The sequence below is a fragment of the Campylobacter concisus genome, from assembly GCF_002913945.1.
Taxonomy (GTDB): domain Bacteria; phylum Campylobacterota; class Campylobacteria; order Campylobacterales; family Campylobacteraceae; genus Campylobacter_A; species Campylobacter_A concisus_P.
In genome coordinates this window covers 72510-96089 of the sequence record NZ_POZK01000006.1, presented here as the reverse complement: position 1 = coordinate 96089, position 23580 = coordinate 72510, and the positions used below count along the sequence as shown (strand labels likewise).

General features: G+C 39.9%; 38 protein-coding genes. 16 read left to right on the top strand and 22 right to left on the bottom strand.

Annotation, left to right across the window (positions count from 1 at the left end):
• Window position 1 precedes the first annotated feature (1 nt).
• The 12 genes from CYP64_RS09940 to CYP64_RS01690 form a co-directional block, all read right to left on the bottom strand.
• Entirely contained in the window at window positions 2-172 is a 171-nt protein-coding gene (locus CYP64_RS09940; RefSeq protein WP_181001669.1) for a hypothetical protein, read from the bottom strand.
• A 189-nt stretch (window positions 173-361) separates the two neighbouring features.
• Entirely contained in the window at window positions 362-544 is a 183-nt protein-coding gene (locus CYP64_RS01740; RefSeq protein ID WP_103648445.1) for a hypothetical protein, read from the bottom strand.
• A 244-nt stretch (window positions 545-788) separates the two neighbouring features.
• The gene (locus CYP64_RS01730; protein ID WP_103648443.1) at window positions 789-1157 is read right to left on the bottom strand and encodes a YopX family protein; all 369 of its coding nucleotides are present in this window, start codon (window positions 1155-1157) and stop codon (window positions 789-791) included.
• Window positions 1154-1393 carry a hypothetical protein gene (locus CYP64_RS01725; protein ID WP_103648442.1) on the bottom strand — a complete coding sequence of 80 codons (240 nt, stop codon included), beginning with the start codon at window positions 1391-1393 and terminating at the stop codon, window positions 1154-1156. Before CYP64_RS01725 ends, CYP64_RS01730 begins: the two co-directional genes overlap by 4 nt.
• A 10-nt stretch (window positions 1394-1403) precedes the next feature.
• Window positions 1404-1718, bottom strand: coding sequence for a hypothetical protein (locus CYP64_RS01720; RefSeq protein ID WP_258032895.1), 315 nt, complete (start codon window positions 1716-1718; stop codon window positions 1404-1406).
• Window positions 1719-1726: 8 nt separating this feature from the next.
• Entirely contained in the window at window positions 1727-1852 is a 126-nt protein-coding gene (locus CYP64_RS10185) for a hypothetical protein (RefSeq protein WP_258032894.1), read from the bottom strand.
• Complete coding sequence (locus tag CYP64_RS01715; protein WP_035167412.1) at window positions 1839-2093, bottom strand: hypothetical protein; 255 nt, start codon at window positions 2091-2093, stop codon at window positions 1839-1841. Before CYP64_RS01715 ends, CYP64_RS10185 begins: the two co-directional genes overlap by 14 nt.
• A gap of 79 nt (window positions 2094-2172) precedes the next feature.
• A complete protein-coding gene (ssb, locus tag CYP64_RS01710) occupies window positions 2173-2652 on the bottom strand; it encodes a single-stranded DNA-binding protein (protein WP_103648441.1) in 480 nt (159 codons plus the stop codon).
• A complete protein-coding gene (locus CYP64_RS01705) occupies window positions 2637-2831 on the bottom strand; it encodes a hypothetical protein (RefSeq protein WP_103648440.1) in 195 nt (64 codons plus the stop codon). Before CYP64_RS01705 ends, ssb begins: the two co-directional genes overlap by 16 nt.
• A 2-nt stretch (window positions 2832-2833) precedes the next feature.
• Complete coding sequence (locus CYP64_RS01700; protein ID WP_103648439.1) at window positions 2834-3724, bottom strand: hypothetical protein; 891 nt, start codon at window positions 3722-3724, stop codon at window positions 2834-2836.
• A gap of 11 nt (window positions 3725-3735) precedes the next feature.
• Complete coding sequence (locus CYP64_RS01695) at window positions 3736-4488, bottom strand: phage regulatory protein/antirepressor Ant (protein ID WP_181001668.1); 753 nt, start codon at window positions 4486-4488, stop codon at window positions 3736-3738.
• On the bottom strand, window positions 4488-4688 hold the full coding sequence (locus tag CYP64_RS01690; RefSeq protein ID WP_103648437.1) for a hypothetical protein: 201 nt from the start codon (window positions 4686-4688) through the stop codon (window positions 4488-4490). The genes CYP64_RS01695 and CYP64_RS01690 overlap by 1 nt, the downstream gene beginning before the upstream one ends.
• 148 nt (window positions 4689-4836) lie before the next feature.
• Between CYP64_RS01690 and CYP64_RS01685 the strand changes: the two genes are divergently transcribed.
• Window positions 4837-5130 (top strand): hypothetical protein, encoded by a 294-nt coding sequence (locus CYP64_RS01685; RefSeq protein WP_181001667.1) that lies wholly within the window; start codon window positions 4837-4839, stop codon window positions 5128-5130.
• Here CYP64_RS01685 and CYP64_RS09935 read toward each other — a convergent pair.
• From CYP64_RS09935 to CYP64_RS01640, 10 genes are all read right to left on the bottom strand, one after another.
• Window positions 5099-5266 carry a hypothetical protein gene (locus CYP64_RS09935; RefSeq protein WP_180379456.1) on the bottom strand — a complete coding sequence of 56 codons (168 nt, stop codon included), beginning with the start codon at window positions 5264-5266 and terminating at the stop codon, window positions 5099-5101. The genes CYP64_RS01685 and CYP64_RS09935 overlap by 32 nt on opposite strands.
• Window positions 5267-5284: 18 nt before the next feature.
• Window positions 5285-6133 carry a PD-(D/E)XK nuclease-like domain-containing protein gene (locus tag CYP64_RS01680; protein WP_103648436.1) on the bottom strand — a complete coding sequence of 283 codons (849 nt, stop codon included), beginning with the start codon at window positions 6131-6133 and terminating at the stop codon, window positions 5285-5287.
• A complete protein-coding gene (locus CYP64_RS01675) occupies window positions 6126-7046 on the bottom strand; it encodes a DUF1351 domain-containing protein (RefSeq protein ID WP_103648435.1) in 921 nt (306 codons plus the stop codon). Before CYP64_RS01675 ends, CYP64_RS01680 begins: the two co-directional genes overlap by 8 nt.
• A gap of 75 nt (window positions 7047-7121) precedes the next feature.
• Entirely contained in the window at window positions 7122-7754 is a 633-nt protein-coding gene (locus CYP64_RS01670) for a DUF3560 domain-containing protein (RefSeq protein ID WP_103648434.1), read from the bottom strand.
• A gap of 63 nt (window positions 7755-7817) precedes the next feature.
• Window positions 7818-8165 carry a hypothetical protein gene (locus tag CYP64_RS01665; RefSeq protein WP_103648433.1) on the bottom strand — a complete coding sequence of 116 codons (348 nt, stop codon included), beginning with the start codon at window positions 8163-8165 and terminating at the stop codon, window positions 7818-7820.
• A gap of 741 nt (window positions 8166-8906) precedes the next feature.
• Complete coding sequence (locus CYP64_RS01660) at window positions 8907-9350, bottom strand: thermonuclease family protein (RefSeq protein WP_103648432.1); 444 nt, start codon at window positions 9348-9350, stop codon at window positions 8907-8909.
• Complete coding sequence (locus tag CYP64_RS01655) at window positions 9340-10212, bottom strand: DNA adenine methylase (RefSeq protein WP_103648431.1); 873 nt, start codon at window positions 10210-10212, stop codon at window positions 9340-9342. Before CYP64_RS01655 ends, CYP64_RS01660 begins: the two co-directional genes overlap by 11 nt.
• Before the next feature lie 12 nt (window positions 10213-10224).
• Window positions 10225-10905 carry a hypothetical protein gene (locus CYP64_RS01650; RefSeq protein ID WP_258032892.1) on the bottom strand — a complete coding sequence of 227 codons (681 nt, stop codon included), beginning with the start codon at window positions 10903-10905 and terminating at the stop codon, window positions 10225-10227.
• 187 nt (window positions 10906-11092) lie between these two features.
• Window positions 11093-12013, bottom strand: a complete 921-nt coding sequence (locus tag CYP64_RS01645) for an ATP-binding protein (RefSeq protein WP_103648429.1) — start codon at window positions 12011-12013, stop codon at window positions 11093-11095.
• Between the two features lie 98 nt (window positions 12014-12111).
• The gene (locus tag CYP64_RS01640; RefSeq protein WP_103648428.1) at window positions 12112-12822 is read right to left on the bottom strand and encodes an XRE family transcriptional regulator; all 711 of its coding nucleotides are present in this window, start codon (window positions 12820-12822) and stop codon (window positions 12112-12114) included.
• Window positions 12823-12925: 103 nt separating this feature from the next.
• Here CYP64_RS01640 and CYP64_RS01635 point away from each other — a divergent pair, with 103 nt between their 5' ends.
• The 15 genes from CYP64_RS01635 (at window position 12926) to CYP64_RS01565 (ending at window position 23576) form a co-directional block, all read left to right on the top strand.
• Window positions 12926-13138 (top strand): hypothetical protein, encoded by a 213-nt coding sequence (locus CYP64_RS01635; RefSeq protein ID WP_141091142.1) that lies wholly within the window; start codon window positions 12926-12928, stop codon window positions 13136-13138.
• Window positions 13135-13476, top strand: a complete 342-nt coding sequence (locus CYP64_RS01630) for a DNA cytosine methyltransferase (protein ID WP_258032891.1) — start codon at window positions 13135-13137, stop codon at window positions 13474-13476. The genes CYP64_RS01635 and CYP64_RS01630 overlap by 4 nt, the downstream gene beginning before the upstream one ends.
• Window positions 13477-13478: 2 nt before the next feature.
• Window positions 13479-13748, top strand: coding sequence for a hypothetical protein (locus CYP64_RS01625; RefSeq protein WP_103648426.1), 270 nt, complete (start codon window positions 13479-13481; stop codon window positions 13746-13748).
• A 90-nt stretch (window positions 13749-13838) separates the two neighbouring features.
• Window positions 13839-14651, top strand: coding sequence for a hypothetical protein (locus CYP64_RS01620; protein WP_103648425.1), 813 nt, complete (start codon window positions 13839-13841; stop codon window positions 14649-14651).
• Between the two features lie 13 nt (window positions 14652-14664).
• Complete coding sequence (locus tag CYP64_RS01615) at window positions 14665-15510, top strand: helix-turn-helix domain-containing protein (RefSeq protein ID WP_103648424.1); 846 nt, start codon at window positions 14665-14667, stop codon at window positions 15508-15510.
• Window positions 15497-16123: a DUF6475 domain-containing protein gene (locus CYP64_RS01610; protein WP_103648423.1), complete on the top strand. Its 627-nt coding sequence runs from the start codon at window positions 15497-15499 to the stop codon at window positions 16121-16123. The genes CYP64_RS01615 and CYP64_RS01610 overlap by 14 nt, the downstream gene beginning before the upstream one ends.
• On the top strand, window positions 16116-16310 hold the full coding sequence (locus CYP64_RS01605; RefSeq protein ID WP_141091141.1) for a hypothetical protein: 195 nt from the start codon (window positions 16116-16118) through the stop codon (window positions 16308-16310). Before CYP64_RS01610 ends, CYP64_RS01605 begins: the two co-directional genes overlap by 8 nt.
• The gene (locus CYP64_RS01600) at window positions 16300-17136 is read left to right on the top strand and encodes a DNA adenine methylase (RefSeq protein WP_181001666.1); all 837 of its coding nucleotides are present in this window, start codon (window positions 16300-16302) and stop codon (window positions 17134-17136) included. Before CYP64_RS01605 ends, CYP64_RS01600 begins: the two co-directional genes overlap by 11 nt.
• A complete protein-coding gene (locus CYP64_RS01595) occupies window positions 17136-17531 on the top strand; it encodes a VRR-NUC domain-containing protein (protein ID WP_103648459.1) in 396 nt (131 codons plus the stop codon). Before CYP64_RS01600 ends, CYP64_RS01595 begins: the two co-directional genes overlap by 1 nt.
• A complete protein-coding gene (locus CYP64_RS01590; RefSeq protein ID WP_181001665.1) occupies window positions 17532-17918 on the top strand; it encodes a hypothetical protein in 387 nt (128 codons plus the stop codon). It abuts the gene before it with no gap.
• Between the two features lie 9 nt (window positions 17919-17927).
• On the top strand, window positions 17928-18392 hold the full coding sequence (locus CYP64_RS09930) for a hypothetical protein (RefSeq protein WP_181001664.1): 465 nt from the start codon (window positions 17928-17930) through the stop codon (window positions 18390-18392).
• Window positions 18385-19644 carry a phage terminase large subunit gene (locus CYP64_RS01580; protein ID WP_103648420.1) on the top strand — a complete coding sequence of 420 codons (1260 nt, stop codon included), beginning with the start codon at window positions 18385-18387 and terminating at the stop codon, window positions 19642-19644. Before CYP64_RS09930 ends, CYP64_RS01580 begins: the two co-directional genes overlap by 8 nt.
• Before the next feature lie 29 nt (window positions 19645-19673).
• Entirely contained in the window at window positions 19674-21071 is a 1398-nt protein-coding gene (locus CYP64_RS01575; protein ID WP_103648419.1) for a DUF4055 domain-containing protein, read from the top strand.
• Complete coding sequence (locus CYP64_RS01570) at window positions 21058-22434, top strand: minor capsid protein (protein WP_103648418.1); 1377 nt, start codon at window positions 21058-21060, stop codon at window positions 22432-22434. The genes CYP64_RS01575 and CYP64_RS01570 overlap by 14 nt, the downstream gene beginning before the upstream one ends.
• A gap of 551 nt (window positions 22435-22985) precedes the next feature.
• On the top strand, window positions 22986-23576 hold the full coding sequence (locus CYP64_RS01565) for a hypothetical protein (protein ID WP_103648417.1): 591 nt from the start codon (window positions 22986-22988) through the stop codon (window positions 23574-23576).
• The last annotated feature ends 4 nt before the right edge of the window (window positions 23577-23580 follow it).

Sequence of the window (23580 nt, the reverse complement as noted above, 5' to 3'; positions counted from 1 at the left end):
ATTATATTTTAATCTCTCGTAGCTCGTCCACCCAAGCTCTGTATGGCCCTCTATTCAATCCTAAGGCTAAATCCATCTTTAATTTTAGGCTATCGAGCCGTTTTTTAAGCACTGCTAGCTCCTCGATTATCGCTTGCAAATCTCTCATGCCATCGTGGCTAAAATGTTTCATTTAAGGCTTGTCTAAACCTGCCTGCAATGTCTTTAAAGAACCACACTGGATGTCTTAAGGTGTCGATAGGCATAAAAATAATCGTCAAAGGTAGCATTATTAAAAAACAAAAAATAAAGCAGAGTGCGACCCATAAACTTATTAATATAATATTGTATATTGTTTTTCGTAATTTGAGAAATTTAGCTTTCATTGTTTACCCTTTATATAATCTTTCAAATCTCGCAGAGCGTGCCGTAAATATCGGACGTCACATTTAAAGAGCAAACCTTGTATTTGCTCGACTAGCTTTGTTTTTTCATTGTGTGCCTCGCAAAACGCCTCTAGGTTTGCAAGGGCGGTTATGTGTTTTTCTCTTTCTGGGCTACTCATTGATTATCCTTAATAATTATTCTAATATATGTTTTAATAACCAATGTTGCTACTATTATTGCCAGCAACAAGACTATCACGTGTAATATTCTCCAAAATATATACCCCTCGGCAATATACACCGTGAAAAAGACTAAAAAACCGATGCCACTAAACACACAAAGTATAACTATAAAGCAATTAAGCATTGTGGGATTTTTCTCAAAATTTACTAATATATAAGCAAGCTCTTTTAAAAAATTTTTCATTCTAACAGCTCCTTATTTTCGTAGATATTGCCTACTACCTCGCATCTACTAGCTAGATTATGGTCTAGTTCTTCAGGCATAGCATTAGAGAAAGCTACATCAAAACCTGCTCGTAAGTGAGACCAGATTACTTCTCCTAAGTTTCCATTAGAGAACCGGGGAATATATCCATCATAAATCTCCACGCCGTTTTTGTCTTTTAGTCCAGTATATTGCATAAGCTCGACATCTCTTATTGGGGCTTCTATTTCGCCAAAACTACCAAAGCCCGCTAAAATGACGTATCCGCCTGAAAAACTTATCTCAAGGACCTCTCTCAAGATTTTCTTTTCCTTGTACCACGCCATAAATTTAATCTCTCTCATTTACTATCCTTTAATTTTTTGTATGCTTCAAGTAGCCTTTCTCGCTCGTCTTGTTTGAGGTAAAAGTAATTGTAAAGCGAAAAATTTATCCAAGTTGGCGGTATGTCAAATTTTAAAAGTAATTTATTGAGACGTTGCAGATTTTTGTAGTCGTCTTTTTTAAATTCCCAATTGTGGCTTAAAAACCACTCTAAAAGCTCCATTAGTTTTTCTTTGTCTGTTTTTTGCCAAAACATATTATCCTCTTTAAATATTCTCGATATAAAAATAAGCCAGTGTTTGGCTATCCTCTGCCTCTTTGCGGTATTTTGTGTCGCAGCTCTTGTTTGAGATGTACGCTATTTTCTCTTTGTTTGTCGCATAAAAATCGGCCAGTATCGGCGCCAGTCTTTGCCCTTTTCGCTCATGTGGTGCTAGCCTTAAATAAAGCAGATCACACGCTAATTGTGGGGCGGTTGTGCTAAAATCGTCTTTACACATACGGGCTTTGTTATCTAGCGCGCTAATTTGGGTATCAATCCTCTTTCTAAATTCGCGGTAATACTCAACTATTGGTGTCATCGTCTCTATTAGCTCGTCGATAAATTTGCTCGCTTTTTATTGATGAATAGTCCAAGCTTCTCGGTACTGTCCATTTTTAGAAACGAATACGCCATCACGAAAATAGCAGCGTCTTTTATCTCAGCCGTTGTCATCACTTGCTCCGTTTAGATTTTTGCCTTTTAATATTTGTAGTACATCTTGCTTTGAAAATTTAGAGGCTGGGCTTAGCTCAATTTTACTAAGCCAGTAGCGGTCTAGTTTTTCGCAGTAGTATTTATATGCCTCAGTGCTAGTTGCAAAAGGCTCGTAAGGCTCTAGCTCATCAAATACCCAGACGCCATTTTCCATACGTTGGCTTTCTTGCTGTCGCACCATTGCTTCGCCGTAAGTCATTTTCTTTTCCTTTTTAGAAGGAACTTTTTGAGCACTTCTTATTTGTGTTGCCACTGAAGTTTTTGCCCATAGTTAGTCCTTAAAATGGTATCGTTTCGTCGTTATCGTATTTGTCGGCGTCTACGTCTATTTCGTAGTCATCGGCAGGCGGTTTTTGCTGTTGCGGTCTCTTAGGCGCTACTTGCTGCGAGTGCTGATTTGAATAGCCGCCTTGCTGATAGCCTTGATTGTTTTGTTTTGCGTCACCTAGCATTTCCATTACTTCCACAGCGACACTATGCTTACTTCTGTTTTGCCCGTTGCTATCCTGCCATTGGTCGAATTTTAATCGACCCTCGACTAAAAGCTTACTTCCCTTTTGTAGGTATTGGTTACTTACTTCCGCTTGCTTACCGAAAAACGTTATGTCGATAAAACATGTTTCCTCGCGCTTTTCGCCATTTAGCGTATATTTGCGAGTTACGGCTATACCAGAGCTACCTATCGCCGCGCCGCTTTGGGTGTATCTAAGCTCGATGTCGCGCGTGAGATGACCCACTAAAACTATTTTGTTAAACATCTTTTAACCTTTCGTCTATTTGCCCTTATCCTTTGACTCCTATCGTAAGCGCCTTTTGTGCGTCTAGTTTTTGAGTGTGGCATGTGGGCTTTGCTCTTTTTTGTTTGTGGCACACCTTGAAAATCATCTACGCCGTTTAGCCCCGCAAACAATGCGCTTAAAATTCCTAATGCTTTCATTTTTAGTTCCTTAAATTTTCTATTAAATTGTCTATGCTATTTGGATCGTTTAGATAGGCAGTAGCGTCATCAATGCTTAGCCTCTCGACTAATTTTTCAGCCTCTGTTTCACTAGCCTCTCTTTTTATTAGCTCGCTTTGTAGCAGATCGTGAGGCATTGGTTCAACTGTCAAATTTTCTTTTACAGTTGCGATTTCAACTTCAAGGGGCGCAGCTTCGATGTATTCAGTTTGTGAATTTTTTGCACCAACTGAGCTGTTCGGTTTTTCCGAACTACTCAAAAGCTCGTTTAGTCCAGCTTTTGGCAGTGTTTTTGATTGTTCATTAGGCTCAAATGTAACAATATCCTCCACTTCATCAGATGTTTTTAGTCCATATTTTACCTCTGGAAAAAATTCATTTATGAAAAAACTTTGTGCTCTATATTTCATCATTAACTCTGGCATTGTCTGCCATTTTGAGCCATTTTTACTTAGCCAGCCCTCTCGCCTTGCCATTTCCATTGTTATGGTTGTGCCTTTTAATAATTGTCCAGTTTGGGCATCTATAGCTTCACAATGTGCACTATTGCCATCAGGGCTTACAATAGTTTGCAATCGCCCCTTTAAAAGTCCGCTTGAGTTTAGCCTGGCAACTAGGAATTTCGTTTCAAAACTAGGTTTGCCGTGAATGATATAAATACTTTGTGCTACCTCTAAAGCGCCTATATTCATACGCTGAGCTAAATCAAGCACAATAATCGCCGTTCCGATATTTGCTGTTTCGTTGCCCTTACGTAAATGAGTTGGGAAAAAATCAGTAGCCACAAAAGCTTTGGCTTTCCTTTGTTCAAGCTCAAATTTTTTTACTTCAAGCTCCGTTTTCCTATCTTGATATTCTTGTGGTTGGTTCATTTATCTATCCTTTATGCTGCTATCTTAAAAGCATTTACTATTTTTACACTTAGTGCGACTTGCCCTTTAGCTGTTATCCTAGTTGTGAATTTTTCTTTATTGCCTTTTGGTGTTACTATGATTTGCGGGATAACTTCAAAATATCCAGCCTCTACCCATTTTTGGTAAGGCAAGTTATCGTTCATTAGATATTTTTCATCTCTTAGCCATTTAAAAACTCTATTGCGCCCCACCCTTATTTCACTATCGCAAAGAGTTTTTACAAAGTCGCCTATTAATGCACTTGTAGCGCTAGCCTCGACGGCTTCAGCAAAAATAAGTTTTGGCATATCGGCAAGGCGTTGTGCCTCTAAGGCTTCGATCTGCTCTTGCTGCCTTAGTGCAAACTCTAAAGCCTCCTTATAATTAGTTGGTGCTTTAAACTTATTTTTAAGTGCATCAGCCATTGCATTAAAAGCATTAATATAAGCAACTTTAAATTTATAAAAGCGTTCGCCATTAAAGCTCATAGCCAAAAGAGTAAAGCCGTCTTTTGAAACTAAAAAATATCTTTCGCTTCTCTCGACAGCCCCAAATTTAGCCTTTCGCTCCGTCTCCTTAAAATTAAGGGCACGGAAATCATCTTGCGGAAGTTCGTCAATTTTCGCTAAAATGTTGTCGTGTCTTTTTTCAAAGACGTCTGCAATTTGTAGAGAAGTAGTCCAGATTTGACCGTCGGCTACTTCCAACTTGATCTCTTGGTCGTTGATGATTAGATTTTCCATCATTTATCCTTTTCTTTCGGTTGAAGTATGTTTAAAATTTTGGCTCTCATCGCGTTGTGATTTTTCGATAGCGCGTCTAAAGCGCAGAATAAATCATAAGCGCAGTCAAGCACCTTGTAGCTTACTTCCTCGTCGCTGTCGGTCGGCTCTATTTTGTAGAGCGCTAGATACTGGACGAATTTTTGTTTAGTTTGTTGCATTGTGTCCCCTTAAGTATTTTTTTGTATTCTTTCGAAATACATAACCGAATAATACTATTTTTATAATGTATTGTCAAGTATTCTTTTGTATGCTTCAAAATAGCTTTTATTTTTGATATACTGCTAAAAAAATACAAAGGGGCATATAATGTCTGATAAAAAAGAGATAAAACTAGACATTGATCTGCTAAGGCAAAACAAAAAAGAAAGGGGCAATGCGGAAACAGAGGCGGTGCAAGAGCAAAGTCAAAATAAAACCGAAATAATATCCATTAGGCTTGATCCGCTAACAAAAGAGAAGCTAGCTTATATTTGCGATTTGGAGTATCGCCCTGTAGCTTTACAAATCCGCAAAATAATAGAGGATTTTATAAGGCGCTATGAAAAAGAAAACGGCTTGGAACACGATATTAAATATCCGGGCAATGAGATTGTTTTTTAGATTTTAGATAATCTGTTAAAATTTTGCGCAAGTGCATAGCTAAAGGGCGGTACTCTTTTTGTGCGTCGTCCTTTAGTTTTTGTAGAGTTTCATCGTCCAGGCGTATGCTAACGATATTAGTTTGCTTATCTTTCATCTCTTATCCTTTTCAAATTTATGCTATTTGCTCGTAAAATTTCCACGCTGGCAAGCTCAAAGTTTGCACCGCATTTATCTTGTCGCCGTCTTTTTTTGCATAACCCCACCATTCGTCACGCTCACGGCAATATTTGTAAAGCTCTAGCAATTCAAGATATGTTTTGCGCCCTTGCTCTATCGCTGCGGCGTCAAGCTCATAGAAACCTACAAAATAAGGGGCTTTTGTTTCAACGGCTATAAACAAAAAGTAATTAACCTCTTTGCCTAAACTTCTTAAAATATCGCTGTAAAACGCCGCTTGTATGTGATAGTTAAAACTAGCGACCGATCTAGCAAAGCCAGTAGCTGAAGCGTCAGAAGTTGTTTTTAGATCGATCACTGCACCCATTTTCTCATTATAAAAATCAGGGCGACATTTAACCGAAACGCCGTTTATTTCACTAAAATAGCTTTGTTCGGCTAATCCGTCTTTTAAAAATATAGCTGTTTCACGCATTGAATTAACACTATTTGCTATCTCTACGGCTGAGCCAAAAGTATCAATATCAAGCGAGGTTTTATCGCCTAAATTTTCTAAAAAGTCGTTATAAATTGCTTTGCCCTCTTTAGTGCGTTTATCGACATCAGGCTCTACACTAAACTCATTTGAAAAATCTTTTGGCTCTAATACTAACTTATGCACCGCAGAGCCTAAAAGCAAAGCCTTTGTAGGCTCGCTTTTAAGTTCATTTTTCATTTTTAAGTGAAGTGGGCTACGTGCCAGTAAATCAAGATCGCTCTTTGATATTTCAGGGCGTGCGTGGTATTCTTTATTACTAATATTTTTGTTGTCTTCTGCCGCTTCATCAAAACTAATTTCAAACATTTAACACCTCGATTTTGCTTAAATTTGTTATGCCCGCCGCGGCTAACATCTCTTTGATTTTGTCCGTGAGCTTATCGTGCGGAGCGTTTACTGGAGCTTTAACCTCAAACTCGGCGCGGATAGTGTAGATAGCCTTGCCGTTTTCAGCTTCGCGTGGTTTTTGCAAAATTTCACGTTGTGCGTCATAAAAAGCTTGGGGGTTTGCTTGCTCGGTTTTTACGCGCTCGATCGCCTCTTGTTTTTCTCTTTCGGCTCTTGCTAGTAGTTCAGCCTCTCTTTGTGCGGCTCTTGCTTCCATCTCCGCTTTTTCTCTAGCTGCTCGCTCCTCTGCTTCACGTCTTGCTTGTGCGGCTATTTCGGCATCTCTAGCCGCCTTTTCTTGCTCTGCGATCTTGGCCTGCAAGATTTCGTTTTCAAGGGCTTGTATTTTTGCCTCAATCGCCTCTTTTGTGGCTTTTGCTAGAGTGCCGGCAGGTGTTACCGCACTTAATTTGATTAGGTCAGATGTGTTTATTCTTTCAAAATTTAGCCCTTTTTCATCGCAAAGAGCTTTTGTATATTCGCTTATTTTTGCTGCGATAATTTCAAGCTTTGCATTTTCAAAATTAGCCACGCCGTCGGCTATCTTTTGACGACCATCCGTGATGATAGCCTCAATCTCTTTTTTCTCGGCTTTCAGTTGATTTACTGGGGCTGAAATTTTATCAATATAAAATTTGTATCGCTCGCCAATCTCTGTTTTTACATTATTAAAATTTGCCATTACTTTTTTGGCTTCTGGGATATTTTCCTCAGTTACGTTGATAGAGTATTTTTCTACTTGTCTATTCGCTTCAGCCTTTAGCTCCTCAAAATTAGTAGTCAATTTTTGACTATCCGCAGTTTGTGCCTCGTAAGTTATTATTAGTTCCATTATTTTGATCCTTTTTGGTATTTTTTAACGTATTTATCTTTTATGTTAAAAATTTCTCAATTTTTTAACAATGGTTTAAGCCCATAATTTATGAGCTAATTCTAATTTTGCCGTTAGGTCTTTTACTGCTTTTGTTGCGTATGCTAAGCTGTAGTCGTGCTCTCTTTGTATCGTGCCGTCCTTTAGCCCTTTTTGGCGAGCTTTGGCTTTTTCTAATTGTTTAGAAAAATACTCTAAACTTTGTGGCATTGAGAGATTTATCTCCTGCGCTTTTTCTTCCCAATACTGCGCCCTAGCTGCTTTCTTGTCAGCTATATCATCTTCTTTTACAGCGTTTCCTATCCTGCGCCAATTCCGATCTATCAACGCTCTGTGCCTTTTTTCGCTGTGATGCCCGACTTTTATTGGCTCGGCTAGTCTTAAAAACTCCGCCCCTTCTTGGCTTTTTTCGTGCCACTCATGGCTTTTTGCTTCATGTAAAGCCTGCGAATTTCTGTATTTGTCGGCTTTTCTTTCAGCATAGCTTAACTCTTCTAGGCGGACAATCGAATAATAAAATTTGTTATTTTTTTCGGCTACCAAGTTATAAACTTCGCAATCCACCTCTTTGCCGTATTGTGTTTCAAGAGTTATTATTTCGCCCTTGTTGTGCTTTTCGTCGCATTCTGCCACCCATACATTAGGGCAGTATTTTTTAAAATTTGCCATTATTTAATCCTTTTTATAATCTCTAAAAACTCACCTACCGTCATATTTAGCTTGCCGTAGAACTCAACAAGCCTCTTTAGTGTGGAGTATCGCATCTCTTTCAGCCTCCTCTCGTAGTTTTTTAAGTGTTTGTTTGTAAGTATTTGTGTAGCTCATAAAGCTATCTTTGCTAAACCCTGCTACAACGCAATACACATAAATAAGCGCCGAATACGCAAAAATATCATCTTTGCAATACTCGATAAGTAGATCAACTATTTCGCCACTATCTTCGCCAAGGGCGTTTTTAAAGGTGTAGCGATAGCTGTTATATACAGCTTCAATGTCACTTATTAGTGGGTCAAACTCTTGATTTAAATTTATGTGTGCCACGTCGCTTTCAGCACGCATTAGGTCGTAGTTCAAACTCATTTTTAACCCCTTTTGATGTTTAAATAGGCGATGTTTTTGATCTCGCCACCGTTGCTAAAAAGCACCCTAAAAAACTTAATTAGCTTTTTCATCTCTAGCTCCTTTTTCTAATAGAAACCTTGCTCGCCACCGCCAGCTAGATGTTAGAAATCAATTTATACTTAAAGGAAAAATTTGTATATGAAAAATATTTGGTGGGCTTTCGCCTACCCTAAGCAAGCAAGGCTTTTATTAGAAAAAGTGGTGTTTTTCGTTTTATTAATAACCCTGTGAAAAACTATCCTAAATCAGGGCTAATACTGAGTGATAGATTTTCGCCCTATCACTGACGCTTCAGATTGAAACGTGATTAACCTGCAACCCGCAGGAGGCTCACTCTGTCAAGCTTTGCTTTGAAGCCTACAAAACGTTTTCTGTTTTGATGAGAGAATGATACAATACGTGTCCTTATTGTTTCCTTAAAAAAGATACATTTTGTGTCAAGAGAGATACGGGAATAAAAATATTTTTTATGGTATAATTTTAAAAAAATGGTGGCCTTAGGCTAGCAATTAGCTGGGGTTATAGTAATTTAAACATCGACGTCTTTATCGTATTACTCTTTATTGTGGTGGGCGTAATAGCTTATTTAGTATTTTTTAAAATCAAGGAGGGCAATATGAGGAAAAACATAATTGGATTTGCTAAAAAAATGGCGGAGAAGATCGGTGGCGTTGTTTTGAATAAATTGCTAGCCTAAGATCAGCGTTTTCTCCACTCCCACGGCGGAGTAGGATCATTACTCTGCCAAAGCCCTAGCTTTTTCTCACGAGCTATTTTCTCTTGATCCACATATATTTTAGAGTATTTTACATAAGCCCAAGCGTAGCCATTTAGCACCATTTGAGCGTTTATGTCCTGCCCTTTGTAGTAAATAATGCCTAGCGTGCGTTTATATCTATCTTTGCCTTTTGGCTCTATTTTTACCATTTGTCCTGCGATCAGGCTGGCTAAAAATTGCTTTGATTTTTGTCCGTAGTCTTGCTTTTTCTCTGGAGCGTCAATGCCGTATAGCCTTACTTTTGTTTGTTCTTTGCCATTTAGCACAGTAATAGTGTCGCCGTCGTGGGTAGAGATAACCTTGCCGGAGAGGGCAAAGAGATATAACGGTAATAATATAGCAAAAGAAACTACTTTATTCTTCAAACTCTACTTTCCCAAAAGACTCGACTATTGTTCTTGGACTACAAAAAAACAACTCTGTGGACATAGTTTTGATGTTGGCCGAGTATTGAAGCATATATTTTTTAGGGTTGTTTTTTTTATATATCTCCAATATTTCAGGGGCATGATCGTAGGTTAATATCCAAAAATACTCATCCATGTTTTTTATGGCCAAGCCCAAATTTTCATGATCTTGGTGGGTAAAAAAATTAATATATAAGTTTTTACCTTGCTTATAATACGGTGGGTCAAAGAATATAAATAAGTTATTTTTATCGGTATAGTTTTTCAGGTAAGTATTTATAAGTTCGCTACAATCAAGATTAAATAATTCTATTTTATCTTTGAGGGCGGCTATACGATTTATTTTTTCTAAAATCTTTTCTTTATTAAATCTATCGCCGATCTTATATTTGCCCTTTTGGTCTTTTCCCCCTATAACTCCGCCCCTTATGATGCCCGACACGCTTGTTCTATTTAAAAACAGCGTAGCAAACGCAAGGTCTAGGTTATACTCCCTTTTTTTTGATAGTTCATCATAAATTTGTCGCTGGTTATTTCTGTCTTGTATTGTTATTTTGGTAGAAACTATTTTTTGGACAAGCCTTTCAGTATCATCTAATACGGCTTTCCAAAAAGAATAAATGCCTATATCGTAGTCGTTTAAGATGATTTTTTCTACCTTATTTTTTAACAATAAATCTATGGCCACGCCCGCCCCGCCGCAAAAAGGTTCACAATATATAGAGTTTTTAATGCTATTTATCTCTAATGTGTGAGACACGAAATCAGTAAGCTTGCTTTTCCCGCCGGGATAGCGGAGAGGAGACGAAATAAAAGCCAAACAAAATCCTTTCTATAAAATTGGCGGCAGAGATTTACTCTCTCTATTTTTATTGATTAAGAATACCAGTCTTTCCTTAAAAGAATTATAATACTCTTCATTGTCCCTTACAAGCCTTGTTAATGCTTTTGAGAATATACCAAAGTTCTCTTGACACCATTTTTTGCACTGATCTATTTTATATTCTGGATTGTTGTTTTTTATACTATTTATGTCAATATCCACACCGCAATCCGTCATCCGCTTCTTTATTTCTCCTTTTTCATGTTCTGAGAAGAGTATATCACTGCCTTCAAGTTCCAATAAAAAAAGGACTACAGACTTTTCTACCGCAAAACTATTTTTATCAGGCAACTTTAGTAGCATGTTGTTTTTTGCTTTTTTAATTTTTTTATCATCAACATCAGCGTCAACTATAAAAATAAAATCATTTAACACATCTTTCCCGTTTGTGGCTAGGGCTATTATAGCGCCATACGATCTACCATCATCGCCACATAAAAAAGATAAAGCGTTTTTAATTGCCTGTGTTTTAATTATGGTTTTTATGAATTTTTCAGCCATTTTGTCTTCACATATAATTTTAACTTTATACAAATCGGTTAAGTTATTGCTATCATATGTTAATTCTTTGCATATATCGTTGTAGCTAGGGTTAATTGATATTTTATAGTTTCTATCTTCCCCTACCAATATAGTGCTTATGTTGTTTATTTTTATATCATCACTCTTTTTTGAGTTTATGTACTTATTGAGACAATACTGTATTAAATGCAAGGAGTGGGTTGTAAAAACTATTTGAATATTATTGTTTTTTGAAAAATCAAATAAAAATTCAAATAAATTTATTACGGCCGATGGGTGCAGAGACGCCTCAAGCTCATCTATACATATAATACCTTGGGATATGCTTTTTTTTACTTTGATGGTCTACTAGCTTCTTAAATGACAAAAGTTTTAAAAATATAAAACCTAGGTTGTCCTCCCCTGATGATATTGAGTTGTAATCATAATAGCTGTCTTTTGGTCCAAGGGTTCTTTTTAGTGCTTTTTCTTGTATGGTCGAACTGTTTGAATATTCTGTTTTTTGTATAACTCTTTGGTATGCTGTTTTTATAAATTCTTTATCCTCTTGGTCTAGCTCTATTTCTGACTCTTTGGCGTTTGTGTTTATGATTGGGAAAAGGCGTTTTAGGTTTATATAGTTAGTTTTTGCATTAAAGTTACCATCCCCTTTATTGTTTCCGCTGACCACCACTCTATGTCTTGTGGTGTCACTGGATTGATATATTTTTATTGGCTCTATAATCTTTTCATTTTTATCGCTTTGAAGCAGTATATAATATTCATATCGCTCTTTGTCTTTTTCTAGACTAAGTTTAAACACATCGCTCATATCTGTTTTAAGAGCGTCCCCAAAAACGTCTTTTGCGTTATCGTCAGGAGAAAACGGATGAGCGATTAAACCCAGCAGCGATGATTTCATGGTTCCGTTTTTGCCGGTTATAATGGTAATGTGCTTTCCTAATTCTATTTTTCTATCTTTTAAAGACCTGAAATTTTTTATATAAATACTATCAACAGTTTTTATTTTTATATCTTTGTTGGATTGATACTTATAAGAATCACATTTAACTCTGTCATATTCTTGAAATTTTAAATATACAGAATTATCTTCCTCTAAAAATTGTCCATCTGGCTTTTCTTTTATAATCCTATGCACTGTTCTTCTAAACCTTCTTTTTCTTGATAAGTTATGTATAAATTCATTAGTATTAAATTGCTCATCATTATTTTCCATTTATCTTCCCTTTTCTTATAGCCTATTTCAATCTTGAAAAGCCATAGTTTGTCTTTCTTTCTAAAACCTCTTTGAATTTATGGAGTAGCTACGGGCCACTATGAAAAAAGCTTAATTTTTAGATTAAATTTGGCACGAACTACACCAACAATAATGAGGCTATCAACCTCGTCCCCCTCTAGCTCAATATCAGGATAAAAACTATTCATTGAACTTAGCTTTATATACTTTTTTGGTGGCTTCTTAAAAAATTTTTTGACGTAAATATCGCCGTTATAGTTTGCTATTACTACATCCCCATTTTTTGGTTCTGCTTCGCGCTCTATGACTACCCTTTCACCATCACTCACAAAAGGCTCCATGCTATCGCCACGCACCTTGATTACATCAATATTACCATAGTGAGGAATAGATAAGACATTTTCTAAAAATTCAGGACTTACATCTACTTGCAATGGCTTTATTTCTGCATTAACTACGCCGTAGCCAGCAGAAGCTTCAACGTCTTCATAATAGTTAATCGTAATTAAATTTTTAATTCTTTTAAGTTGCCATTTTTTATTTTTAATATCATCAGAAAAAAGCCCTGCTATTTCGTGGTCTTCCAAAAAAGTATCATCCAGTAGCTTGTCAACTGGAACTCCCATGCGATCAGATAGAGCATTATATTGAGCTGCGTCTTTTGGACTTCTTACACCGTTGCTCCAATTAGTTACAGCTGCTCTAGTTACGCCTAACTCTTCGGCAATATTTTTTGCCGTGTCACCACTTTTATTCAAATAGTATTTGAGTATTTCAGCCAACGCCATAACGTCTCCTTTTAGATACTGTTTGTATCATTATACAAGAAATAAAAACACGTTTGGTTTCTTTTTAAGAAAAATATAAAGACACGTATTGTATCATTGGCGTATGAAAAATTTAAGAGAAACTATTAGAAAAAAACTATTGGAAGAGTATGGCAAAACGTCAATGCCTAGAAGCGTTATGAATGGCAACAGAAAGCCAAACCCAAATTTTAGAGATCGTAATAGGCGGATTGTCCCATTTGATAAATGGGGTAAAGAATTCCCTAAATGGCTATCTGAACAAGAAGCCAAACAACTCAAAAAGGCTAAAAAATGACCCTCGCCACTCTCTTTTCAGGTATCGGTGCGCCCGAGTTTGCCGCTCGCGAAGTATTTGACGAGGTAGAGACGATATTTGCCTGCGAGATAGACAAATTCGCGCGTCAAAGCTATCTAGCCAATCACGACGTCCCGGCAGTTTTTTACGAGAACGTTTGCGATCTTGACGCCAAAGCTTATGCTGGGCAAATAGATATTTTGATCGGCGGTAGCCCTTGCCAAGACTTTTCAATCGCAGGGCAACAAGCGGGCAACGCGATGAGCGTCAATGTCGTAAAAATGATTTTCGAACAAATAAAGCTCACAAAAAATAAAGATTTTAGGTTAGGAGCGTAAAAATGATAGCAGAAACATCAAGACAAGCATATAAAAAAATCAAGCCGTTTTTAAATGGCAAGCGTAAGCAAATTTATGAGTTATTTAAAGCACACCCAAACGGAGCTACAAGACAAGAGATAGCCCGCTGGTATATGCTTAAAGAGTGCGGAGTGTGTGGCAGAGTAAATGAGCTAATAGCTGAGAGCTATTTAAGAGTTGTAGGCACTAAAAAAGATGAAATATCAGGACATAGCGCAGAGATTTTAAAAGCTATTGAAAGGATAGCGTGATGCCTAGTATAGAGCTTGTGATCACATCGTTTGTAGCTGGCGTCATCTTATTTGAGTTGATAAATTACTTCAACTTTAGGATATGAAAACATGAATTTAAGTGACTTTAGTAAAGAGCAAATTTTAAGAGAACGCAGGCGACTATCAGATATGAAGAGGCGTTGCAACGATCCTAAAAACAAAGACTATAAATTTTATGGTGCTAGAGGTATAAAAATCTGCGAGGAGTGGATGAAGAATCCAACTAGCTTTTATCTTTTCGCGCTTAAAGAAAACAAAGGGCAGGAGGGGCTTACGATAGATCGCATAGATCCAGATGGAGATTATGAGCCCTCAAATGTGCGTTTTGTGTCACGCCACAAGAACTGCGTAGAAAATTTTGTAGGCAAGCAAGGCAAAGATACGCCTAATTTTCGCATTTATGCCAAACATGGCGGACTTTACGAAAACCAATACGAAAAGAAGCACTTTAAAGATGTGCGTCGCCACTTTTGTAATCAACGTCGACATGGGGGCTGGAGCTTGTATGAAAGCTTGAATATCCCAGCAGGACAAAGGCGCGATATATTTTGGTACAAGATAGAAAAGCGAAAAACCGAGTTTTTTAACGAGATATTTCTAAATTTAAAAGACCAATTAGCTATTTACCCTGAACTAGGTAGCCCAAGAGCTTGTCCTAAATGTAAAGAAGAGTCAATGTTTTTAAAAATGGATTATCCAGTGAGAATGGAGTGTGCCTGCGGTTATCGTTTAGACTTACAAACGGTTAAGGCTAAATTTAGTGCTAGACACGCGCCTAGAGTAAGCAAAGCAAAAATCAATGCAATACTAAAAAAGAGCAAATACGAACTTAGAACCGAATATATAAGCAGTCTAGGGGCTCTAAGTGGTATAGAAATTTAAAAAAGGGGGTGAGATGAGCATAAGAATAATGAGCCAAGTTTGGAATATGGAAATCGACGATAGCACTGCAAAACTTACGCTTATGGCACTAGCTGACTTTTCAGACGATGAGGGCTACTGCTACCCTAGCTATGAAGTTTTAGCTAAAAAAATATCAAAATCAAAAAGAACAGCAATAAGAGCAGTTGAAAAACTAACCGAGCTTGGATTTTTACAAAAAGAAAAAAGAGAGTTAAACGACGGAACAAGTAGGACAAATTTATACAAAATAGTGAGTGAAAAGGATAGGGTGACACAGATGCCCCCTATGATGACAAACGAAAAAGAGGCAGTGACATCTATGACATCACATAGTGACACTGATGACACCCCTAGGGTGACAAGTATGACACCGTGTAGTGACAAGGGTGTCACCCCTATTAATATAACCACCAATAGAACCGTCAGTAGAACCATCAAAGAACCGTCAATTAACCCCCTACCCCCTAAGGGCGTTTCGCTACCTGATTTCATTGATCCAAGCCTATGGCAAAAATATCTAGCTTACAAGAAAGAGCGACGAGAGAAACTAAGCACTGAGGGTATCGAGATGAAATTTAGCGAGTGGGCTAAGTGGGCAAGCGAGGGTATAGACGTCAATGCCTGCATACGAGAAGCGATGGCGAACGAGTGGCAAGGGGTGTTTAAGCCCAAGACGCAAGGGGGTAGCGGGCGCAACGTGCCAAACAATGCTACGACAAACCCGCACGGCCTAAATCAAGGTACGCTAAACACGATGCGAGCTTTTAGAGAATTTGAGGCCCAGCTAATAGCTAGCGGTCAAGGTCACAGAGTAGGAGGAAATTATGACGACAAATGAGTTTTATGACGTATTTATGCCGATAGTCGAATACTACAAGGCTGATCTTAGCCCGGCGGTTATCGCACTTTATTTCGAGGACTTAATGGACTACGAGGCGAGCGAATTAGCCGCAGCGCTAAAACTAGTTAGGCAAACGCGAAAATATCCTACGATGCCTACGTCTGCGGAAATTTTAGAAGCGCTTAACGGGGACGAGGGCGACAAAGCACAAAAAGCGTTAGACGAGCTGGTTTATGCGATAGGACGCTACGGACCTTATCGCAGCGTGTGCTTTAAAGACGGAGCGATAATGTCAGTAGTGCGTGCTAGGGGTGGCTGGGTGAAGGTTTGCAACCTAGAAGGGCAAGACTGGGAGAATTTTAAAAAGTGGGACTTTGCCAAGCTTTATAAGATTTACGCGAAAACCCCGCAAATTTGTCCCGATTATCTAATCGGCGAGAGCGAGGCGAATAACGGCTTTAACGGCGTAGGCGGAAACGAGCCAGTATATTTTATCGGTGGAGCTAACGACGGTAAATTTATGGATGTAGCTAAATTTAAAGCGCTAACGGCGCAAAAATCACCTGCTAAGGCGATGGTAATGGGCGCAATAAAAAGGATTGGTGCGTGAGATGAAAGCCGTATATATAACAATAACCGAAAGCGGAGCTAGCATAATCGCAAAGGTAGCGGATGAAAACAAAAAGATACTTGATAGCTTTGAGGTAAGCCGTAATGACGCAAGCGGTGTGCTTGAAATAATGAGAAAGTGGAACGAGAAGCATAAGGACGAAAAGGAGGCTAACCTTGATATATAACTCTGCCCCTTTGCCATTTCAAGGACAAAAAAGAAACTTTATTAAGCATTTTAGAGAGCTTATAAAAGACGAGTTTAGAGCGCATCAGAACGGAATTTTTATTGATGCTTTTGGTGGCTCTGGTCTGCTTAGTCACAACATAAAGCAAATTTATCCGAACGCTCGCGTGATATACAACGATTATGACGGGTATAGTGAGAGGCTGGCACACATAGACGAAACCAACGAAATTTTCCGCGCCATTAATCCATACTACGGGGGATACGGCAAAAGTAGAGGAATAGCCCCCGAGCATAAGGCTGTAATAACAAAAATTTTAGATGATTTCAAAAGCAAAGGTTTTTACATCGATTGGCTAACGTTTAGCTCGGTTTTGTTTTACGGCGGGAGCTATGCACATAACGAGGAGGAATTTAAGAAAGAGAAATATTTTTTTTCGAGGGTCAACGGCTCCGTGCCGCAGTATAGCGCTAAAGGCTATTTAGAGGGCGTAGAGATAGTCCGCAAAGACGCAATGGAATTAATAAAAGAATTTGACGGGCAAGAGGTCGTATTGGTTTTAGACCCACCATATTTACAAACGGACAAAGCAGGATATAAGTGCTTTTGGGGCTTAAGAGATTTTTTAAAGCTAATTAGACTAGTGCGCGAGCCGTTTATGCTTTTTTCAAGCGAAAATAGCGACATATTGCCGTATGTCGACGATAGGATAGAGTGCGGTGATGAAGTTTTTAAAGGTTACAGCCTGAAACAAGCAATTTTAACTAATGGACAAAGGAAGACTGATTATATGATTTATAAGAGCGGAGTAAGGAGTTTGTTTTGATGATACCAAAATACGAAAACACCCTAGCATATGCGAAAGCTACGGGGCAAGTACCGCTAGAGGATCACGAAATGATGTATTTCGCCAACTGGCTACGAGTAAATAAAATCCCCTTTACACACGTAGCAAACGAAAGAGTAGCCAGCGTGCAATACAAAAAGAAACTAAAAGCTATGGGGACTAGCGCAGGCTTTCCCGATATGCTCGTATTTTTGCCCAGCAAGATCGTATTTGTCGAGATGAAACGAGCAAAAAAGAGCCTAAGCAGAGTATCGGACGAGCAAGAGGATTGGGTAGATACTATCAACTGCTACGGATATGCAAAGGCGAAAGTTTGCTATGGCTCGGGCGAGGCGATAGATTTTATCAAAAGCGAGCAAGGGAGAACGCGCTGATTGAAATACGACGTCGATAAATTTTATGCGTTATCGGAGTTTTTTAATGACGACTTCCGTCTTATGGCGTGCGTAATATCGCTAAAGATCGGCATCGAGCCGAAGCGCGCATATAAAGACCTAGAATTTGGCAGGTATAAGCCCGAATATCTTGACGCGTTGGAGGGCGTGCGGGCGGATTTTAAGGCCGACCCGATGAAACCATATAAAGAAGCCGTATTAGCTACAATCCCTAAAACGGACGTTATCTTTAGCCGCGACGACTTCGCAAACATTGAGGCGTATAGCGTATTTGAAAAGTCGTACGACAAAAGCGGCGCGAAGCTAAGGAACAAAACCAAACGCCCGCGTAGGGTTAAAAAAGAACAATTAGAGTTTAAATTTTAAGGGGAGCGGGTGGCGTATAGTATAGAAAAATGGGAGCGCGCAAAAGCATATTTTGAGAGCGGACAATACACCCTATCGCAGATAAATCAAAAGACGGGTATAAGCATAAGCAAGATAAGCGAGAGGGCAAAAAAGGAAAAATGGGAAAAAGGCAAGAACGCCGACTACATCGAAGCCAAAAAGACGATTGCGGAAAAAAAGGGGAAAGAAAGGGAAAATATTATCTCTGTTTTAGACGAAATAGCCGACGAAAAAACAAAACACCTGCTTTATTTCCAAAACTCCGCCATTAAAAATCAGCAAAAGGCAAATGAGCTTTTAGAATTTGCCGAGGATTTATCCGACCTTGACGCTCACAGCAGGATAACGGCGCGCAATAAAGAAACCGTGCTAGGCAAAGAGCCGACGGCACAAATAACCAATACCAACGCCCAGCAGAACAATACGCAAATTTTAATAATCAAAGATGAGTAAACTAAAGGTCAAGCTGCTACCGCACCAATACGAGCTACTAGCCGACACAAGCACGAAAATTATAGGTTTAGTGAGCGGTTACGGCGCGGGCAAAACCTACGCCGCGGTTAGAAAAGCCTTGCAGCTAGCGTTTTTAAACCCCGGTTGCGCGGGCGTGATAACCGAGCCTACCTATCCGCTTTTGCGCGACATCTTGTTTGGCGACTTAGAAAACGCGCTCATTGAGTGGCGCGTGCCGTATAAATTTAACAAATCAAGCGCGGTATTTACCCTGGACGTAAACGGTGCCAAAACTCCCATTTTATGCCGTAGTATGGAAAATTGGGAGCGGCTAATCGGCATAAACGCTGCCTGGATAATCTGCGACGAGTTTGACACGTCAAAGACCGAAATCGCGCTAAAAGCCTACGAGAAGCTATTGGGGCGTTTAAGGGCAGGCAACACCAGGCAATTTATCATCACAACCACGCCCGAGGGCTTCCGCGCTACGTATCAAATTTTCATAGAAAAAGGTGGCGAGGCTAAACGGCTAATCAAAGCAAAAACCGCCGACAATAAATACCTGCCGCCCGATTTTATCGACACGCTAAAGGAGCAATATCCCGAGAATTTGCTTAAGGCGTATTTAGAGGGCGAATTCGTAAATTTAACCAGCGGCACCGTGTATAGCTATTTTAGCCGCGATACTCACGCAAGCACGGAAACTATCAAAGAGGGCGAAACGCTACACATCGGCGCGGACTTTAACGTGGGTGGCTGTATAAACATAGTCTGCGTAGAGCGAGCGGACAAAAACGGCGTAATAACCACGCACGCGGTGGATGAGGTCATAAGTTACGACACCTACGCAATGGCTCAGACACTAAAAGATAGGTACAAAGGGCATAAAATTATCATTTATCCGGACGCGAGCGGGCAGAATAGAAAAACTAGCGCGAGCGAAACGGACGCGCAAATTTTAAGAGGTGCGGGGCATTTAGTATTCGTAAATCACTCAAATCCGAGTATTAAAGACCGCGTAAATTGCGTAAATAACCTATTTGACAAACGCCGCTTGCTCGTCAATGTCTCAAAATGCCCAAATTTGACAAAGGCGCTTGAACAGCAAGCGTGGGACAATAAAACCCAGCTACCCGAAAAAAGCGACGCCCACCCAGCAAATGATGACTACAACGACGCGCTAGGCTATTTGGTCGCGTATAAATACCCTATCGCAGCGCGAGATTACCAAATCAAGGTAGTCGGCATTTAGTAGTAGAATGCAAAGAAAAAAGGCTTCTTATGGCGGTAAATGCAAAACATCCCGAATATTCTAAGAATTTAACCAAATGGCAGCTAATGCGCGATGCCTTAGCGGGCGAGGTGGCAAAAGAAAAATACGTGCCTAAATTAAGCGATCAAGAAACGGAGGAATACAAAGCCTACATAGAGCGCGCCGAGTTTTACAACGCGACGGCTAGAACGCAGGTCGCGCTAACCGGGCTACTGTTTGCCAAGCCACCTAAAGTTGAATTGCCCGAAGCGTTAAAGACGATCGGCGAAAATATCAGCCTAGATGATGACACGCTAGAAACTCTTGCCAAAAATATCGCCAACGAGTGCCTAAGCGTCGGGCGTTGCGGCGTGCTTGTGGATCTGCCTAGCGTTGAAAAGGCGGACTACTCCAAGCTGGAAGCCGAGCGGTTAAATTTAAGAGCCTACGCCACGCTTTACAAGGCCGAAAATATCATCAACTGGAAAACCACGAAAATAAACGGCTCAAACGTTACGTCGCTTGTAGTGCTGGCCGAAACCTACACTGAGCCGACAAATGACGAGTTTGTGGAGAAAATAAAAACTCGCTACCGAGTGCTTGATTTACACGAGGGCTACTATCGCCAAAGGGTGTTTAGCGAAACAAAGGCGGGAAATTTTGAAGTAGTTAGCGAAATTTACCCGAGCGCAAACGGGCAAAAGCTTGAATATCTGCCCTTTACGTTTTTTAACGTGAACGATTTAAAAACAGCGGTAGAAAAGCCGCCGTTGCTTGATTTAGCTAAGATTAATATCGGCCATTTTAGAAGCGAGGTAGATTTAGAACACGGCACGCATTTTACGGCATTGCCTACGCCTTACGTCACGGGCTATCAAGGCGAGAGCAGCGAAAAGCTAAAAATAGGCTCTACTGCCGTTTGGGTCATAAACGACCCGAGCGCAAAGGTTGGCTTTTTAGAATTTAGCGGCGCGGGGCTATCTACGCTTGAAAACCGTATCGCGGTCAAAGAAAAGCGGATGTCGATTTTAGGCGCGCGGCTTTTGCTTGACGAGAAAAAGACGGCTGAAGCTACCGAAACGCTGCAAATGCGAAAGAGTGGCGAAAATGCGGTGCTAACTAACGTAGCCTCGACGATTAGCGAGGGCATAGTATCGTTTTTAAAAGACATAGCATTTTTTGAGAATATCGCGGGTGAGAATTTGATTTATGAGATAAATACCGACTATAACCTAACGATGATTGAACCGCAGCTATTAGCCCAAATCATAGCCGGCATCCAAAGCGGAGATATTCCTAATGAAGTGCTTTACGACGCACTGCTAAAAGGCGAGCTAATGCCTAAGACTATACAAAGCTATGAGGACTATCAAGCTAAGCTGGAACAAGCCGCACCGCAGGTAACGCCGAGCGATGAAGCCGTTTAATCAACTTATAGCCGAGCTTGAAGTAGCGCGCTCTCTTTTGCACGAGCGGATAAAAAACGGGCTAAGTAAAAAGGTAGCTAAATTTTACGATGAGATGATCGCAGATTTGCAGGCTCAAATTTTAAAAAAGAAAAATATAACGAATAATTTAGCCCAAACGATAAGCGATCTAAAACAAAGCCTAAAAACGCCCGATCTGCGTAAAGATTTTTTAACGCTAGCGCAAAACGAGCAAGACCATCTACTAGACTACAACGAACTAGCAGGGATTGTTTTGTTTTCTAGTGTATTGCCAGAGAGTAGCATCGAGCGGATAGTAGATAGCGCGCAACTAGAGGGCGCGACCGTCAAAGCGTGGAATAACGGGCTAAACGCCGATCAGAAAAAGAGACTAGAGCGCGAGCTAAAGATAGGCGTAAGCTTAGGCGAGACGACGCCTATGCTAGCGCAAAGAATAGCGCACGTTTTAGAGAAAAATAAACGTGACGCTACCGCTATCGCTCTAACCGGAGCGGGCGCGATAGTAAGCGAAATCCGCCAAGCCTTTTTTGAAGCAAACGACGACGTCATAAAATGCTACAAATACCAAGCCACGTTAGATACTCGCACATCTGCGCTGTGTAGAGCCTACGACGGGTTAACGTGGGATAAAGACTACAAGCCTATCGGGCACGACTTCCCGTTTCGCAAACCGCGCGTAAATACTCATTTTAATTGCCGTAGCACCATAATACCCGTAACCAAAAGCTGGGATGAACTAGGCGTCGAGGGAATGGACGAAGCGAGCGGTCGCACTAGGTCAAGTATGAACGGCTACGTGCCGCAGGATATGACGTTTAACGACTGGTTAAAAACCCAAAGCCCCGAAACGATAGAAAAGACGCTAGGCAAAGGCAGAGCCGAGCTATTTATGCAAGGCAAGATTACTATGCGGGATTTAATCACGCAGCAGGGGCGCGTGATTGACTTGAGCGAACTAGCCAAGAAAAAGAGCGTTTGGGAATACTCAAAAGAAAGCGTTAAGCATTTTGAAGTACTGAAAGAGCTAAAAAAACGGATAAATTTAAATACGGATAAGATTAGGGGCTCGATTAAATATCTATACGAACACCATAAAAAAGATGGGATGTTTAAGAATGAAGGTGAAGTAAAAGCTATTATTGCCGATGTGCTAAAAAATTATGATTATGTTAAGCCATCATCTCGCAAGGGAGGCTTTATCATAGCCAAAGCGCTAAACGGCGACAAAAATAAAATGATAGACATAGGGATAAACCCAACCGATGGTGTGATTTTTCACGTAAATAAGAAGCGTTGGGATAGTGATATGAAAGCATTTCAGAAAAAACAGATAAGGCGGTGAGACCACCCACACCCTCACACGGATAGACCTCCGCAGGAACACTGCGTGCTAAACGGGGCGGTAATGCTTTGCTAGGAAGCTGGGCCATTTTCCTTGCGGTCAGACCTTTCGCCTTAACTGTATTGTGATTATACCATATTTTCACTGCATTAGCTTAGAAACAAACGCACAGACAATAAAAAGATACAAAGCGATAAAAGGGAGTTGAACCCAATCATAACGAGGCTTACGCCTTCTCCTCTGACCCACTGAGGCATTATCGCTCTGATACTCTTATTATACTATATTCTCACTGCAAAATTATAAATTTACATCCTTATCGGCGCAAGAAATTTATTTTATACATCGTTTTTGATGTCAATTTTACTCTTGACTTTTTTGTTTTTCGTGCTCTCAAAAAAATCCTGCGAAAATGACAAAATTTGCAAATCCTGCAGGATTGTCCAAATTTGGTCTTTTTCAGAATATTTTTACCAAACCAAACCGCTTTAAAATTTAAGTTACTATTCTATCAAAGGCCGTGCCTTAATTTAACTCTCGTGGAGGATAGGATGGATATTGAGGAGCTAAAAAAGCAAGTCGGTGATTTGCAAGCAGAAAAAGAAGCAATGAGCGCTAAAAACAAAGAGCTTTTAAGCGAGGTAAAAAAGCTAAAAGCTAAAAATAGTGACGCGGTAGAAGCCGAAAAATACGCCGAGCTTGAAGCTAAATATGACGAGCTAAAAGCAGAGAACGACAAGCTCATCAAAAAATACGATACCGATACAAAAAAGCTAAACGCCGATCTAGCCAACGCTAACGGATCGCTAAATAAGTATCTAATCGACGCAGGGCTAAGCGATAATCTCGCAAAAGCGGGCGTAAAGACGGAGTTTTTAGAAGCAGCCAAAGCTCTTTTACGTGGCAATGCTAGCTTAAAAGACGACAAGGGCGAGCTAAAGGCGTATATCGCGGATAAGCCTATAAGCGAATTTGTGAGCGAGTGGGCGCAAAAAGACGGTAAAGCTTTTATAGCAGCGCCTCAGGGTCAAGGCGGAGGAGCTAGCGGAGGCGGCGGTAACGTAAATATCGGCGCTAAATGGGGCGGCACTCGCGAGGAGCGAATAGCCGCGATAAAAGAGAAATTTAATTTAAAGGAATGAAAAT